This window comes from Streptomyces sp. NPDC043685 (assembly GCF_056436585.1).
On sequence record NZ_JBWKCH010000009.1, the window covers coordinates 274,704 to 289,565 of the forward strand.

Consider the following 14,862-nt stretch of genomic DNA (forward strand, 5'->3'; position numbering starts at 1 on the left):
CGGTTCCCCGCGCCCCTGGAGGAGGCGGCGATCGTGGATTTCGGGTTCACGCCGGACGACGAGGCCTTTCGTGCCGAGGCCCGGGACTGGCTCGGCGCGCATGCCAAGGACGCCGCCCACCGCCCCACTTGGGAGCGCACCCTCGGCGCCGCCGGGTGGATCGGGCTCGGCTGGGACGAGGACGGCTACGGAAATCGCAGAGCCACCCTCACCCAGCAGGTCGTCTGGGCCGAGGAGTACGCCCGGTCGGCCGCGCCCCCGCGCTCCGGGCACATCGGGGAGAACCTGCTCGCCCCCACGCTCCTGGCCCACGGCACCGACGAGCAGAAGTCGAGGTTCCTGCCGCCGATCGCCGCCGGGGAGGAACTGTGGTGCCAGGGCTACAGCGAACCCGGCGCCGGATCGGACCTGGCCGGTGTCCGCACCGCGGCCGTGCGCGAGCCGGGCGGCGGGGCGTACCGCGTCACGGGGCAGAAGATCTGGACGTCGCTCGCGCACGAGGCGGACTGGTGTTTCGTGCTGGCCAGGACCGAACCCGGCTCGGTGCGCCACCACGGGCTGACGTTCCTCCTCGTCCCCATGGACCAACCGGGCCGGATCGAGGTCCGTCCCATCCGGCAGCTGACGGGCACCAGCGACTTCAACGAGGTCTTCTTCGACGGTGCCCGCGCGGAGCACGTCGTCGGCGGCGAGGGCGACGGCTGGCGTGTCGCCATGAGCCTGCTCGGCTTCGAGCGAGGGGTGTCCACGCTGGCCCAGCAGATCGGGTTCGCCGCGGAACTGGCCGGTGTGGTGCGGGCGGCCGTCGAGTCGGGCGCGGTGCGCGATGCCGTCGTACGGGAGCGGCTCGTGCGGCAGTGGGCCGAGCTGCGGACGATGCGCTGGCACGCCCTGCGCACCCTGGGCGGCCGTGGTGACGCGGGGGCCCCGAGCGTGGCCAAGCTGCTGTGGGCCGGCTGGCACCAGCGGCTCGGGGAGCTGGCGGTGCTGGTGCGGGGCGCGTCGGCCGGAGTGGGCCCCGCCGACTGGTCCGCCTCGGCGCCGTACGAACTGGACGCCGCACAGCATCTGTTCCTCTTCTCCCGGGCCGACACGATCTACGGCGGCTCGGACCAGATCCAGCGCACGATCATCGCCGAGCGCGTGCTCGGCCTGCCCAGGGAGCCAAAGGGGGCCGTGTGATGCGAGGCGTGATCTTCGACGGGAAGCAGGTCCGGGTCGTGACGGACCTGGAGGTGCGCGAGCCGGGGCCGGGCGAGGTGCGGGTCGCGATCGCGGCGGCCGGGCTGTGCCACAGCGACCTGTCGGTGGTGGACGGGACCATACCCTTCCCCGTTCCCGTGGTGCTGGGCCATGAGGGTGCCGGGGTCGTGGAGGCGGTCGGTGGGGGCGTCACCCATGTCGTGCCCGGGGACCATGTGGCGCTGTCCACCCTGGCGAACTGCGGCACGTGCGCGGAGTGCGACAGGGGCCGGCCGACCATGTGCCGGCGGACCATCGGACGCCCGGGCCGGCCGTTCGGCCACCGGGGCTCGCCGGTGCACCAGTTCGCGTCCAGCTCGGCGTTCGCGCAGCGCACGGTCGTCAAGGCCGTACAGGCGGTCCGGATCCCCGACGACGTTCCGCTGACCTCGGCGGCGCTCATCGGGTGCGGGGTGCTGACCGGGGTGGGGGCCGTCCTCAACCGGGCGCGGGTGGACCGCGGTGACAGTGTCCTGGTCATCGGGACGGGCGGCGTCGGACTGAACGTGCTCCAGGGGGCCCGGCTGGCGGGGGCCGGGCGGATCGTGGCCGTCGACGCGAACCCGGCGAAGGAGGAGACGGCACGCCTCTTCGGCGCGACCGACTTCCTCACCTCGGCCGACGGCGTGCGCGACCTGCTGCCCACGGGCGCGGACCACGCCTTCGAGTGCGTCGGCCGGGTGGAGCTGATCCGGCAGGCGATCGACTGTCTGGACCGGCACGGCCAGGCGATCCTGCTCGGGGTGCCGCCCGCCACGGCCGAGGCGTCCTTCCGCGTCTCCTCGATGTACCTCGACAAGTCCGTCCTGGGCTGCCGCTACGGCTCCTCCCGCCCCCAGCGGGACATCGCCCTGTACGCCGGCCTGTACCTCCAGGGGAGGCTGCTGCTCGACGAACTGGTCACCCGGACCTACCCCGTCGAGGACTTCGACAGGGCGGCGGCCGACGCGCGGGCGGGGCGGGTGGCGCGGGCGGTGCTCACCTTCTGAGAGCGCCGGCCGCCTCGTGCTGCGCGCGGAACGTCCGCCGGTAGGCGGTGGGCGTCACGCCCAGGGCTGTCTGGAGGTGCTGGCGCATCGACTGGGCCGTGCCGAAACCCGCGTCCCGGGCGACCCGGTCGACGGAGCGGTCGGTGGACTCCAGGAGGTGGCGGGCCCGCTCGACACGCTGCTGGGTGAGCCACTGGCCGGGGCTGACGCCGGTCTCCTCGCGGAAACGGCGGGTGAAGGTGCGCACCGACATGGACTCCTGCGCGGCCATGTCGCGCAGCTGGATCGGCTCGTGGAGGCGGCCCAGGGCCCAGGCGCGGGCGGTGGTGGTGGACGCCTGCTGCGGATCGGGCACCGGCCGGGCGATGTACTGCGCCTGCCCGCCGTCGCGGTGCGGCGGCACGACCGTGCGGCGGGCCACGTCGTTGGCGATCGCCGCGCCGTGGTCGCGGCGCACCATGTGCAGGCACAGGTCGATGCCGGCCGCCACGCCCGCCGAGGTCAGGATGTCGCCGTCGTCGATGAACAGGACGCCCGGGTCGACGTCGATCTGCGGGAACAGGCGCTGGAAACGGTCGGCGTCCGCCCAGTGTGTGGTGGCGGGGCGGCCGTCGAGCAGACCGGCGGCGGCGAGGACGTAGACCCCGGTGCAGATGGAGGCGAGCCGGGTGCCGGGGCGGATGTGGGCCAGGGCGGCGGCCAGTTCGCCCGTGAGCACGCCCTGCTCGAAGACCGGACCGAGTTCGTACGACGCCGGGACGATCACCGTGTCCGCGGTGGCCAGGGCCTCGGGGCCGTGCTCGACCTGGACGGCGAAGTCCGCGTCGGTCCGCACCGGGCCGGGCGGGCGGACCGAGCAGGTGACGACGTCGTACAGCAGGCGCCCGCGGGCGTCCCTGGGGCGGCCGAAGATGCGGTGCGGGATGCCCAGTTCGAAGGGGAGCAGGCCGTCGAGGGCGAGGACGACGACGCGATGCGGGCGGAACTCCGGCTCACGGCTCATGGCCCGATCGTAGCGAATGCTGTCCTTCGGGCCACTCGATGGAGCGTCCCGCGGACCGGAAGCTCTATGGCGTGACCCAGACAACCGAAGCAGCGGCCGTCCAGCAGCCGCCGAAGCCGACACGTGCCCGGGTGCACCGCGCCTGGTTCGTCGCCGCCGTCACCTTCGTGACGATCATCGGCGCCGCCGCCTTCCGTTCCGTGCCGGGCCTGCTCATCGACCCGCTGCACGAGGAGTTCGACTGGTCGCGCGGCACGATCGGCGCCGCCGTCTCGGTGAACCTGGCGCTGTACGGGCTGACCGCCCCCTTCGCGGCGGCCCTGATGGACCGCTTCGGCATCCGCCGGGTCGTCGCGGTCGCCCTGACCGTGATCGCGGCCGGCTCCTGGCTCACCGTGTGGATGACCGCGGCCTGGCAGCTGATGCTGTGCTGGGGCCTGCTGGTCGGTCTCGGCTCCGGCTCGATGGCGCTGGCCTTCGCGGCGACCGTCACCAACCGCTGGTTCACCGAGCGGCGCGGCTTGGTCAGCGGCATCCTCACCGCCGCCTCGGCCTCCGGCCAGCTGATCTTCCTGCCCCTGCTGTCCTGGATCATCGACCGCTACGACTGGCGCCCGGCGGCCGTGACGGTCGCCCTCGCGGCGCTGGCGGTCGTGCCGTTCGTCTGGCTCCTGCTGCACGACCACCCGGCGGACGTGGGCCAAAGGCCCTACGGCGCCACCGCGTTCGTGCCGAAGCCGCCGCCCGTGCCCGGTGCCGCCCGCCGGGCCGTGACCGTCCTGCTCTCCGCTGTGCGCACCGGCCCGTTCTGGCTGCTGGCAGGCACCTTCGCCATCTGCGGCGCCTCCACCAACGGCCTGATCCAGACGCACTTCATCCCCGCGGCCCACGACGCGCACATGCCCGTCCAGGCCGCCGCCTCCCTGCTCGCGGTCATCGGGGTCTTCGACGTCATCGGCACGATCGCCTCCGGCTGGTTCACGGACCGCTTCGAGCCGCGCCGCCTGCTGGCGGTCTACTACGCGCTGCGGGGCGTGTCCCTGATGTTCCTGCCGCTCCTGCTGGGCCCCGCCGTCCATCCACCGATGATCTTCTTCATCGTCTTCTACGGCCTCGACTGGGTCGCCACCGTCCCGCCGACCCTGGCCCTGTGCCGTGAGCAGTACGGCGAGGACAGCGCGATCGTCTTCGGCTGGGTCCTCGCCTCCCACCAGGTGGGCGCCGCCGCCGTCGCCTTCCTGGGCGGCGTCGCACGCGACACCTTCGGGACGTACGACGTGATGTGGTACGCGTCGGGGGCGCTGTGCGCCGCGGCGGCGTTGATGGCGCTGGTGATCCGGCGGCGCGCGGTGGGGACGGCGGTGACGGCCTGAGGGGGCCGCGGGCCGGGCGCGCTCACGGGGCGCGCCCGAGTCCTTCGTCGATACGGGTGCGCAAGGAGCGCAGCGCCTGCCTGAGCTCCGCCGGTTCGATGTCCGTGACGTCGGCGTCGAACGTCAGGAGCAGTCCCGCGAGCCCGGCCCAGGACCACGCACCGAGCGTGAGCCGGCAACCGGAGTCGGTGTCGTGCTCGACCGTGGACCCGCCGGGGGCGAACCGGGCGACGACGGGCGCGGGCAGTGCGACGCGTGCCGACCCGCGGCAGGGCCATGGCGCCGGGGTGTCGCCGCGATCGTGTGTGCTCATGACGAATGCGACCGGATCGCCGTGCGGGACCTCGCGGCGGCCGAACGGTATCCCCGTGGGCATGCGCGGTGCGAGGCGGTCGACGCGTATCGCCCGCCATCGGTCCGCCTCCGGCTCGAACGCCACGAGGTACCACCGTGCCGCCCACACCACGAGGTCGTGCGGCTCCAGCATCAGCGTCGTCCGGCCCTCCTCGCCGGTGTGGTCCACCCGCACGAAGTGCCGGCGGTTGATCGCGCCGCCGATGACGCGGATGATCTCGGCGTCGATGGGAGCCGCGGGGAACTCCCAGTAGTTGCGCGCCGCGGTGACGGTGAACGGCTCGGTGCGGATACGGCTGCGGGCGGGCATCGCCTGCTGGAGCGTGGCGAGGGCGCGGGCCGCGTTCTCGCGGATGCCGGACAGGACCGCGGGGACGGTCTGGAGCGCCACGGCCGCGGCGATCGCCTGGTCCTCGTCGAAGACGACCGGCGGCAGGCGGGTGGCGCGGCCGAGCCGGTAGCCGCCGCCCGCCCCGCGCACGGCCTCGATCTCGTACCCGAGCTCCCTGAGCGTGTCGATGTCGCGTCGCACGGTCCGGACGGAGACGCCGAGCCTCTCCGCGAGCTCCCGCGCGGTCAGGGTCGCGCCGATGCCGAAGACCGACAGCAGTCTGAGTGCGCGCGCGGAGGTCACCGCCATGTTCCCGCCCCCTCCCGCAAAGCGGCCAATCGGTGGCAACTATAGGTGTGACCTTGGCCGCCATGACCGCTTCACAGACCCACCGAGAGGGCACACCCGCCCCCGGCGCTCCCTCCCCGCACATCTCCGGCGCGAGCGCCGGACTGGCGCTCCTCGTCGTGCTGTTCGGCTCCTTCATGGACCTCGTCGACGCGACGATCGTCACCGTCGCGGCTCCGGCCATCGCCCGCGACACGGGAGCCGGTGCCGCGCAGATCCAGTGGACGATCGCCGCCTACACCCTCACCCTGGGCGCGGGGCTGATCACCGGCGGGCGGCTCGGTGACCAGTACGGCCGCAAGCGCCTGTTCCTGATCGGCCTGGCCGCCTTCATGGTCACCTCCGCCCTCTGCGCACTCGCCGTCGATCCCGGGATGCTCATCGGGACGCGCGCCGCGCAAGGACTGGCAGCGGGGGTGATGGTCCCGCAGGTGTTCGGCGTGATCCGGGCGTCGTTCGCCCCGGCCGGGCGCGCCAAGGCGTTCGGCGCCTACGGGGCCGTCCAGGGGCTCGCCGCGGTCGCCGGCCCCCTGCTGGGCGGACTCCTCGTCGAGGCCGACCTGTTCGGACTGGGGTGGCGCACCATCTTCTGGATCAACGTGCCCCTCTCGATCGCCGCCCTCGTCGTCGGGGCGAAGGTCCTGCCGGAATCCCGCTCCGCCTCCACCGCGCGACTGGACCTCGCCGGGGCGCTGCTCGCGGCCTCGGGCATCCTGCTCGTCCTGCTGCCGGTCATCCAGACCGAGACCTGGGGCTGGACCACGGTCAGCTACGCCCTTCTCGCGGCCGGAGTCGTCCTGCTGACGCTCTTCCTCGCCTACGAGCGCAAGCTCGCCGGGAGCGGCGGAGAACCCGCCTTCGACCCGGCCCTGCTGAGGATCCGCGCGTTCACCGTCGGCCTGGGCGCGTCCGTGCTCTTCTTCGGCGGCATCGGATCGTTCTTCCTCACCCTGTCGGTCTACCTGCAGGCCGGCACCGGCCGGACCGCGTGGGAGACCGGCCTGGTGATCCTGCCCTACGCCCTCGGCTCGATCATCACCTCAGGGCTCGGCGTCGCCTTCGCCGCCCGGGCGGGCCGGGCCTTGCTGATCACCGGCTCGCTCACCATCGCGGCATCCCAGCTCGTGCTCCTGGCCGTCGTGGGGGACGGCGACGACCCCGGGTACCGGCTCCTCGCCCTGGGGCTGTTCGTCGGCGGACTCGGCCTCGGCCTGGCCGCACCCGTCCTCGTCAACGTCGTCCTCGCCGGGGTCCCCGGGCACCAGGCGGGCGCGGCAGGCGGCGTCCTGTCCACCGTCCACCAGATCGGCGGCGCCATCGGCATCGCCGTGCTCGGCACGGTCTTCTTCGCCGCCGTCACCGGTTCGCCGTCCGGCGCACCGGATCCGGCCGGCTACGCACACGCGCTCGGCATCGTCCTCGGCGTCTCCGCGGCGCTGTACGTCGTGGCGGCCCTCGTGATGGCGGCCCTTCCGAGGACCGCGGCGGAGCACGGCGCACCGGCCGGGCCATGAGGCCGTGCCCGTCCCGGGCCGGCGGTCCGAAGACGGGCCTTCGCCGTCCGTGCGAGTACGCCCCGGACCTCTACGGCGCATATTCTGTCCGGCCGGCAACTCCCCTGCTTCGAAAGGTCCGTCGATGACACTCGGCATGGTCCTCGGTGACGTGCGCCTCGTGACTTCGCGCGTTCGCTCACGTTCGACCTTCCGAGGAGTTCGCCGTGTCCACGATCCACTGGGTCGAGGCTCGACCCCGTTCCGCCCGCTGGCACTCTGAGTCCGGGCTGCCCCTGCCCCGCCGTGTCGTCGTCGCCGACGACGGCATGCGGGCCGCCGTCGCCCACCGACTGGCCTGTGAGGGCACCGCGCTGCTGTGGCGCGGGGATTTCCACAACGCGCGCCAGGTGCTGCGCGCGCTCGACCGCCGTGTCGGCCGAAGTGCGCCGGGTGCGGCCGGCACTCCGGCCGAGACCTTTCATCTGCACCGCCGGTTCCGTGCCCATCGGGCGCGCGTGCTCGGCAAGGTGCTCGTCCTGCTGGAGGAGGGCCACCGGCTCGGGTTGCGCCGGGCGCCCGACGTGCGCCGGGCGTGTGCCGAGGCCTACGGGCCGTCCGACGGTCCCGTGGCCGTCGCCCTCAGCGAGCTGCTGGGGGTGATCGGCGCCCGGCAGTGGCGCGAGAAGGGCGTGTACGTTCCGGCGCTGGAGGCGCGGATCCATCCGCACTACGGGGTGTTCGCGCCGACCAGGAGCGAGTACGTCGACCTCGTCGCGCGGGCCCCGCTGCCCCGCGGCGGTGCCGTGCGCACGGCCTTCGACCTGGGCACCGGGACCGGGGTGCTCGCCGCCGTGCTGGCCCGGCGCGGTGCCGGGCGGGTCGTGGGCACCGACGTCAGCGCCCGGGCGCGGGAGTGTGCCCGGGACACCGTGCGGCGGCTGGGGCTGGACGGGAGCGTCCGGGTCCGCGGGCCGGAGCTGTACCCCGAGGGGCGCGCCGACCTCGTCGTCTGCAACCCGCCCTGGATCCCCGCCCGGCCGGCCTCCGACCTCGACCTCGGCGTCTACGACGCCGGCGGCTGCATGCTCCACGGGTTCCTCGCCGGTCTCGCCGGCCGGCTGGAACCCGGCGGCGAGGGCTGGCTCGTGCTGTCCGACCTGGCCGAACGGCTCGGACTGCGCAGCCGGGAGGAGCTGCTGAGCGCCGTCGAGGAGGCCGGGCTCCGCGTGGCCGGCCGCCTGGACACCCGTCCACGGCACCCACGCGTGCGCGACACCGGCGATCCCCTGCACGCCGCACGGGCCGCCGAGATCACGTCACTGTGGCGGCTGACGGCGGGCTGACACGACCTGGGGCGTGTCCGCCAAGTCCCTCCTGCCCCGCGACGCCTGGCACGCTCCCCAAGCTCTTCGAGCAGGGGGTATCCCCTGCTCGCCGCACCGGGCGCACTCCCCCGTACGTCCAGTACGAGGGACTGCACCCTGCACGCCGAGAGCACGCACCAGACGCCGCAGGGCCCGCCCCCCGGGCGGACGGAGGGACTCAGCGGGCAAGACCTGGGTACCTAGGGGCGCTTCAGCCGGCTGAAGCGCCCTCGGTGGAAGAGCAGCGGGCCGTCCGGGTCGTCCTGGCCCGGGCCGAGGGCGGTGACCCGGCCGACCACGATGAGGTGGTCGCCGCCGGTGTGGACGGCGTGGACCGCGCAGTCGATCCACGCCACGGCACCCGTCAGACGCGGGGCACCCGACCGCGGCGCCGCGTCGTACGCCACGCCCGCGAACTTGTCCGCGCCGCTCACCGCGAACGCCCGGCAGAGCTCGCCCTGGCCCGCGCCCAGGACGTTGACGCAGAACACCCCGGCGCGGGCGATCCGCGGCCAGGTCGTCGACGTCCGGCCGACCATGAAGGCGACCAGGGGCGGGTCGAGCGAGAGGGAGGTGAAGGACTGGCAGGCGAAACCGGCGGGTGGCGCGCCGGGGGCGGCGGGCGGTGCCGTGATCACGGTGACGCCCGTCGCGAAATCGCCCAGGACCCGGCGGAACTCGGCGGGGTCGAGCGGAGCGCGCTCGTCGGCGCCGACGCAGCGCAGTTCGGGGCGCGGCAGCGCCTCGACCGGCTCCGGGGCGGCCGTGCCGGCGGACCTGAGGTAGCGCACGGCCGCTTCCGCCGTCCCTGCTTGTCCCATCACCCGAGCATTGAAACTGACATTTCGTCAGATGTGAAGGGTTGGGGAGCGGCGGGAAGGGTCAACGGCCCCTGAACTCCGCGTCGCGCCGCTCCACGAAGCTGCGCACGCCCTCCCGCGCGTCCGCCGTCGTCATGTTGATCTCCTGCGCGGCGGCCTCGGCGGCGAAGGCGGTGGCGCGGTCGGTGTCGAGGGAGGCGTTGACGAGCTGCTTGGTCAGGGCGAGGGCGCGGGTCGGGCCGGAGGCGAGCCGCTCGGCCCACGCGTGGGCCGTCTTCTCCAGCTCCTCGTCCTGGACGACCCGGTTGACGAGCCCGAGGCGTTCGGCGTCCGGGGCGGTGAGCGCGTCCCCGAAGAACATCAGCTCCTTGGCCCGCAGCGGGCCGACGAGGCGGGGGAGGAGGTACGCGCCGCCCGCGTCGGGCACCAGGCCCCGCCGTACGAACACCTCGACGAACCGGGCCGACGCGGCCGCCAGGACCAGGTCGCAGGCGAACGCGAGGTGCGCGCCGAGCCCGGCGGCCGTGCCGTTCACCGCGGCGATCACCGGTTTCTCGCAGTCGAGCACGGCGGCGATCAGCCGCTGGGCGCCGGTGCGCAGGGTACGGGCGACGTCGCCGGCGGCGCGTTCGCCGCTCGCGGCGGTGCCCCGCAGGTCGGCGCCGGAGCAGAAACCCCGGCCCGTCCCCGTGATCACGACCGCTCGCACCTCCGCCGTCGCGGACGCCTCCGACAGCAGCCGGATGATCTCCTCCCGCCCGCCGGGAGCGAGGGCGTTGAGGCTCTCGGGCCGGTTGAGGGTGACGGACAGGACGTGGTCGCGGGTCGTGTGCAGCACGGCGGCGCCCGTCATCAGCGGCACACCGCCAGCGCGTCCAGCGCCACGGCGCCCTGCCCCCGCGGCAGCACCAGCAGCGGGTTGATGTCCAGCTCGGCGAGCTGGTCGCCGAGTTCCAGGGCCATCCGCTGGACCCGCAGGACGACCTCGACCAGCGCGTCCCGATCCGCCGGCGGCCGTCCCCGCACCCCGTCGAGCAGGGCCCGCCCGCGCAGCCCGGCGAGCATGTCCCGCGCCTGTTCCTCCCCGAAGGGCGGCACTCCCACGGCGGTGTCGCGCAGCACCTCGACGAGCACGCCGCCGAGCCCGACGGTCACGGTCGGTCCGAACAGGTCGTCGTGGGTGACACCGACGACCATCTCGACGCCCTGCTCCACCATCTGGCAGACCAGGACGCCGTCCAGACAGACGTCCTCGTAGCGGGCGATGTCGGTCAGCTCGCGGTAGGCGTCGCGGACCTGGCTGGCCGAGGTCAGCCCGATCTTCACCAGCCCCAGCTCGGTCTTGTGGGCGATCCGGGCACCGGAGGCCTTCATCACCACCGGGTACCCCACGAGTCCGGCCGCGCGGACGGCCGCCGCCGCGCTGGTCACCAGCTGCTCGCGCGGGACGCGGATGCCGTAGGCCCGCAGCAGCTGCTTCGCCGCGTGCTCGCTGAGCTGCCGGCCGGGCTGCATCAGGGCCTGCGCCTTGCGGTAGGACGGCGAGGGGGTGCGCGGGGCCTCGTCGAAGGGGGAGCGGTAGGCGGCCGCGAAGCGGTGGTGGGCGAGGTGGGCGCGGACGGCCGTGAGGCAGTTGCCGACGGTGCGGAACGTGGCCACGCGGGAGGAGCCGAGCAGGACCTCGCGGTAGGCCGCTTCGGTACCGACCGGCGACCCCCACACCACGCAGACGAGCTTGTCGGTCCGCTCCGCCGCGTCCACCAGGTCGCGGACGAGCCGGTCGCTGAGCGGGGGGAACGGCCCGGTGATCGGGCAGATCAGCACGCCGACGCCGGGATCGTCCAGGATCGCGTCGATGATCTTCCGGCCGCGGTGGTCGCCGACCGGGTGGCCGCCGTTGTCGACCGGGTTGGCGACGGACAGGTACGCGGGGATCCACTGGTGCAGTTCGGCCTGCTTGGCCTCGGACAGGACCGGCAGGCTCAGTCCCGCCCCGGTCGCCAGGTCGGCGACGTGCGCGCCCGTGCCGCCCGAGATCGAGTAGACGACGACCCCTTCGGCGCGCGGCGGCCGGGCCCGGGCCAGCAGGGCGGCGGTGTCCTGGAGTTCGTCGAGCCCGTCGACCCGGATCACGCCGTACTGGCGCAGCGCAGCGTCCACCACCGCGTCCGCGCCGGTCAGTTTGCCGGTGTGGGAGGCGGCCGTGCGGGCGCCGGTCTCGGTGCGGCCCACCTTGACGGCCACGACCGGCACCCCGCGCCGGGCGGCCCGGTCGGCGGCGAGCAGGAAGGAACGGCCGTCCTTGAGCCCCTCCAGGTAGCAGGCGATCGCGCCGACCTCGGGCTGCTCGGCGAACCAGGAGAGGAAGTCGGCGCACTCCAGGTCGGCCTCGTTGCCGGTGGGCGCCCAGTGGGAGAGGCGGATGCCGAGCTCCTGCAAGGCGAAGACGGGGCGGCCCTGGTGGCCGGACTGGGTGATCAGCGCGATCGCCGGGCCCTGGAGGTCGTCGCGGAACCGCTCGAAGGCGTTGAGGTTGGTGTTGGGCCCCAGCAGCCGCAGCCCGGACCGCTCGACGGCGGCGGTCAGCCGCTGCTGGGCGGCCTCGCCCTCGGGGCCGGTCTCGGCGAACCCTGACGCGAAGACGACCGCGAACCGCGCCTTGGCCTCCGCCAGTTCCTCGATCACCGGGAGGGGGTCGCCGACCAGGACCACGGCCAGATCGATCTGCTCGGGCAGGTCGGACACGGCAGGGCGGCAGGGGATGCCGAAGACGGACGGCCGGGTGGGATGCACCGGGTAGAGGCGGGCGCCGACGCGCTCCGCCCAGTCGGCCAGTTGCCGCGTGATGCCGGTGTTCGGGCGGCCCTCGGCGTCCGAGGCGCCGATCACGGCGACGGACCGGGGGCGGAAGAAGCGGTCCAGGTCGGGTGCGTCGGCGTGCAGGGGCCGTCCGCTGACGTCGAGGTCGCCCGCCTGGGCCGGTCTGCCCTGCACGACGGGGCCGGACCGCTCGCCACAGGCGATGGCCCGGGTCCGGCGGGAGTCGGTGGTGAGGGTGCCGTGAGTCGATCCAAGCATCGTTTCCGCCCGCTCCTGTGAGACAGCCGCCAACTGACGCCTTGTCAGATTACTGAACTGATGCGACGTCAGGAACGGTGTGTGCGGGCGAAGTTGCCGAAGCCGTCGACCGGCCGGCCCGGGTCGCTCAACCCGGCAGCCGGGACACGCCCCCCGGGGCGTTCCGCGCGACGGCCTTGGCGATCTTCACCGCGTCGAGTGCCAGCTCGCGGAGGTTGCCGCTGATCGGGTTGGTGAAGCCGGTGAAGTACAGGCCGGGGGCGTTCTTCGGGGCGCGGGCGCCGTGGGTGACGGGCCTGCCGCGGTCGTCGAGCACATCGAGGTGACCGACCAGGTCCTCCAGGGCGCGGACGTACCCGGTGGCGGCGATCACCACGTCCGGGGAGATCCGGGTGCCGTCGGCGAGGGCGATCTTGCCACCGTCCTCGAAACCGTCCACGGCGGCCACGATCTCCACCCGGCCCTCGCGCACGGCGTCGATCAGACCGACGTCCTGCACCGGGATCGCCCCCTGCTTCACCCGTGTGTACAGCCCGGTGTCCGGGCGCGGCAGCCCGTGTGCCGTCAGATCGGGCACGGCCACCTTGGCCTGCACCCGGGAGATCCGGTCGACCAGGCCCACCGGCAGCCGGCGGACCAGCACACCGCTGTACTGGGCGGCCCACCCGGCGGTCGAACGGCGCACGATGTGGGGGACGGTGCGCACGGCGAGCCGGACCCGGGCGGCACCGCTCTCCACCAGGTCGACGGCGATCTCGGCCCCGGTGTTGCCCACGCCGACGACGAGGACGTCCCGGCCGGCGTAGGGCTTGCCGTTGCGGTACTCCCCGGCGTGCAGGAACTCGCCGGGAAAGGCGGAGCGGCCGGGCCAGTCCGGCACGCGCGGGGTGTGGTTGTAGCCGGTGGCCACGACCACCGCCGCGCCGGTCAGCTCCCGGCCGCCGGTGGCGCGCAGCAGCCAGCCCGTGCCGTCGGGGGCGCGCTCGACGCGGGACACCTCGACGCCGGTGACGATCTCCAGGCGGTGGTGCTCGGCGTACTTCTCCAGGTACCGCACCACGTCGTCCCGGGACACCCACCGCCCGAACCGGCGCGGCATCTGCAGCCCGGGCAGGGCCGAGAGGCGCCGGGTGGTGTGCAGGTGCAGCCGGTCGTAGTGGCGGCGCCAGGACGCCCCGACGCGGTCGGACTTCTCCAGGACGACGGCCCGTACGCCCCGGGCCCGCAACGCGTACGCGACGGAGAGCCCTCCGGGGCCGCCGCCGATGACGTAGACGGGGCGGTCGGCGGGGGGTTGCGCGGAGGCGGGTGTGGGGGGTGCGGAGTCGGCCATGAGCGGGAGCGTAATCCCGGGACCGCTTGATGGGTCTCGGTCAAGACCGGAATTGGTTTCGGATTGATCACGGCTGTGGGGGGAGGGAGAGGGGCTCGTGGCCGAAGGGCCTGCTTGTGACGGCTCGGTGATCGTTTCCGATGCTCGCGCCGGGGCGCGCACGGGGTCTCCCGCGTCCTCGCCGGGTCTTGCGCTTCGCCGTATCTGACGTACCGTCAGATTCCATGGACACGATCTGGCTCACCGGGGCGCAATGGCTGGCCGTGCTGCGGATCGGGCTCGGGTTGTGGTGGCTGGAGAGCTGGCGGCACAAGGACCGCAAGGCCTGGTGCGAACGGGGCACCGGCATCGCGTGGGCGGCCGGCATCGCCGCCGAGCACCGCTGGAAAGCCGTCCGCGCGGGCTTCGAGGCGGCCGTCGCGCCGCGCCCGCGCGCGATGGCGTACGTCGTCGTCCACGCCGAACTGGCCCTCGGGCTGGGCCTGATCAGTGGCTTCCTCACCCCGGTCGCCGTGGCCGGCGGGTTCCTCCTCAACGCCCTCTACTTCACGCTCATGGTCCACGACGTCGCCGAGCAGGGACAGAACTCGATGATGGCGCTCATGTCGGTGGTCGGCCTGTTCGGGATGTCCTGGCAGACGTGGTCGCTGGACAGCGCGCTGGGCCTGTTCTGATGGCAGCCCGCTTCGACCTGCCCGAGCCCGACGCCTTCACGTCGGCGTACTGGGACGCGGCCGCCGAGGGCAGGCTGCTGATCCGTCGCTGCGGGGCCTGCGGCCGGGCCCACCACTACCCGCGCGAGTTCTGTCCCCACTGCTGGAGCGAGGACGTGACCTGGGAGAGGGCGAGCGGCCGCGCCACCCTCTACACCTGGTCCGTCGTGCACCGCAACGACCTGCCGCCGTTCCCCGACCGCGTTCCGTATGTCGCCGCCGTGGTCGAACTCGCCGAGGGGCCGCGGATGATGACGGAGATCGTGGGGGCGGGCGACCGCCCGCCCGGCGAGGATCCGCCGCTGTCGGCCGGGGCACCTCTGGAGGTGGCGTTCCGGGAGGGCGTCCCGGTGTTCCGGGTGGTGCCGGGGGCCGGGCCGACGCCGTCCGCCGAGCCGCGCTGAGCGCAGGGGCGGC

The 14,862-nt window shown here is 73.9% G+C and carries 13 protein-coding genes; 7 read left to right on the forward strand and 6 right to left on the reverse strand.

Translation table 11 applies throughout. From position 1 onward, the window contains the following. Positions 1-33 precede the first annotated feature (33 nt). A complete protein-coding gene (locus AC0665_RS28945; RefSeq protein ID WP_478706076.1) occupies positions 34-1,182 on the forward strand; it encodes an acyl-CoA dehydrogenase family protein in 1,149 nt (382 codons plus the stop codon). After that, positions 1,182-2,231, forward strand: a complete 1,050-nt coding sequence (locus tag AC0665_RS28950) for an alcohol dehydrogenase catalytic domain-containing protein (RefSeq protein ID WP_478607773.1) — start codon at positions 1,182-1,184, stop codon at positions 2,229-2,231. Before AC0665_RS28945 ends, AC0665_RS28950 begins: the two co-directional genes overlap by 1 nt. Here AC0665_RS28950 and AC0665_RS28955 read toward each other — a convergent pair. Continuing rightward, on the reverse strand, positions 2,221-3,234 hold the full coding sequence (locus tag AC0665_RS28955) for a GlxA family transcriptional regulator (protein WP_478706077.1): 1,014 nt from the start codon (positions 3,232-3,234) through the stop codon (positions 2,221-2,223). The genes AC0665_RS28950 and AC0665_RS28955 overlap by 11 nt on opposite strands. Before the next feature lie 71 nt (positions 3,235-3,305). Between AC0665_RS28955 and AC0665_RS28960 the strand changes: the two genes are divergently transcribed. Continuing rightward, positions 3,306-4,607: an MFS transporter gene (locus AC0665_RS28960; RefSeq protein WP_478509546.1), complete on the forward strand. Its 1,302-nt coding sequence runs from the start codon at positions 3,306-3,308 to the stop codon at positions 4,605-4,607. A 22-nt stretch (positions 4,608-4,629) separates the two neighbouring features. Here the strand turns inward: AC0665_RS28960 and AC0665_RS28965 are convergent, their stop codons facing one another. After that, complete coding sequence (locus AC0665_RS28965; RefSeq protein WP_478509545.1) at positions 4,630-5,601, reverse strand: helix-turn-helix transcriptional regulator; 972 nt, start codon at positions 5,599-5,601, stop codon at positions 4,630-4,632. A 62-nt stretch (positions 5,602-5,663) separates the two neighbouring features. Between AC0665_RS28965 and AC0665_RS28970 the strand changes: the two genes are divergently transcribed. Together AC0665_RS28970 and AC0665_RS28975 are read left to right on the forward strand one after the other, a co-directional pair. Next, positions 5,664-7,154: an MFS transporter gene (locus AC0665_RS28970; protein WP_478706078.1), complete on the forward strand. Its 1,491-nt coding sequence runs from the start codon at positions 5,664-5,666 to the stop codon at positions 7,152-7,154. 206 nt (positions 7,155-7,360) lie between these two features. Beyond that, positions 7,361-8,479, forward strand: a complete 1,119-nt coding sequence (locus AC0665_RS28975) for a methyltransferase (RefSeq protein WP_478706079.1) — start codon at positions 7,361-7,363, stop codon at positions 8,477-8,479. A gap of 221 nt (positions 8,480-8,700) precedes the next feature. On the opposite strand, the gene AC0665_RS28980 is transcribed toward AC0665_RS28975, so the two are convergent. The 4 genes from AC0665_RS28980 to AC0665_RS28995 form a co-directional block, all read right to left on the reverse strand. Then, positions 8,701-9,321 (reverse strand): flavin reductase family protein, encoded by a 621-nt coding sequence (locus AC0665_RS28980; protein ID WP_478706080.1) that lies wholly within the window; start codon positions 9,319-9,321, stop codon positions 8,701-8,703. Positions 9,322-9,382: 61 nt separating this feature from the next. Beyond that, positions 9,383-10,174, reverse strand: a complete 792-nt coding sequence (locus AC0665_RS28985) for an enoyl-CoA hydratase/isomerase family protein (protein ID WP_478706081.1) — start codon at positions 10,172-10,174, stop codon at positions 9,383-9,385. Further along, on the reverse strand, positions 10,174-12,399 hold the full coding sequence (locus AC0665_RS28990) for an acetate--CoA ligase family protein (protein WP_478706082.1): 2,226 nt from the start codon (positions 12,397-12,399) through the stop codon (positions 10,174-10,176). The genes AC0665_RS28985 and AC0665_RS28990 overlap by 1 nt, the downstream gene beginning before the upstream one ends. A 127-nt stretch (positions 12,400-12,526) precedes the next feature. After that, positions 12,527-13,732, reverse strand: coding sequence for a flavin-containing monooxygenase (locus AC0665_RS28995; protein WP_478706083.1), 1,206 nt, complete (start codon positions 13,730-13,732; stop codon positions 12,527-12,529). A gap of 224 nt (positions 13,733-13,956) precedes the next feature. On the opposite strand from AC0665_RS28995, the gene AC0665_RS29000 reads away from it, so the two are divergent. After that, the gene (locus tag AC0665_RS29000) at positions 13,957-14,406 is read left to right on the forward strand and encodes a DoxX family protein (RefSeq protein WP_478706084.1); all 450 of its coding nucleotides are present in this window, start codon (positions 13,957-13,959) and stop codon (positions 14,404-14,406) included. Further along, positions 14,406-14,849, forward strand: coding sequence for a Zn-ribbon domain-containing OB-fold protein (locus tag AC0665_RS29005; RefSeq protein WP_468411648.1), 444 nt, complete (start codon positions 14,406-14,408; stop codon positions 14,847-14,849). Before AC0665_RS29000 ends, AC0665_RS29005 begins: the two co-directional genes overlap by 1 nt. Positions 14,850-14,862: the final 13 nt, after the last annotated feature.

Coding starts and splice junctions, on each gene's coding strand:
- AC0665_RS29005 (WP_468411648.1), top strand. CDS start 14,406: ATGGCAGCCCGCTTCGACCTGCCCGAGCCCGACGCCTTCACGTCGGCG.
- AC0665_RS28995 (WP_478706083.1), bottom strand. CDS start 13,732: ATGGCCGACTCCGCACCCCCCACACCCGCCTCCGCGCAACCCCCCGCC.
- AC0665_RS28955 (WP_478706077.1), bottom strand. CDS start 3,234: ATGAGCCGTGAGCCGGAGTTCCGCCCGCATCGCGTCGTCGTCCTCGCC.
- AC0665_RS29000 (WP_478706084.1), top strand. CDS start 13,957: ATGGACACGATCTGGCTCACCGGGGCGCAATGGCTGGCCGTGCTGCGG.
- AC0665_RS28965 (WP_478509545.1), bottom strand. CDS start 5,601: ATGGCGGTGACCTCCGCGCGCGCACTCAGACTGCTGTCGGTCTTCGGC.
- AC0665_RS28990 (WP_478706082.1), bottom strand. CDS start 12,399: ATGCTTGGATCGACTCACGGCACCCTCACCACCGACTCCCGCCGGACC.
- AC0665_RS28950 (WP_478607773.1), top strand. CDS start 1,182: ATGCGAGGCGTGATCTTCGACGGGAAGCAGGTCCGGGTCGTGACGGAC.
- AC0665_RS28980 (WP_478706080.1), bottom strand. CDS start 9,321: ATGGGACAAGCAGGGACGGCGGAAGCGGCCGTGCGCTACCTCAGGTCC.
- AC0665_RS28970 (WP_478706078.1), top strand. CDS start 5,664: ATGACCGCTTCACAGACCCACCGAGAGGGCACACCCGCCCCCGGCGCT.
- AC0665_RS28985 (WP_478706081.1), bottom strand. CDS start 10,174: ATGACGGGCGCCGCCGTGCTGCACACGACCCGCGACCACGTCCTGTCC.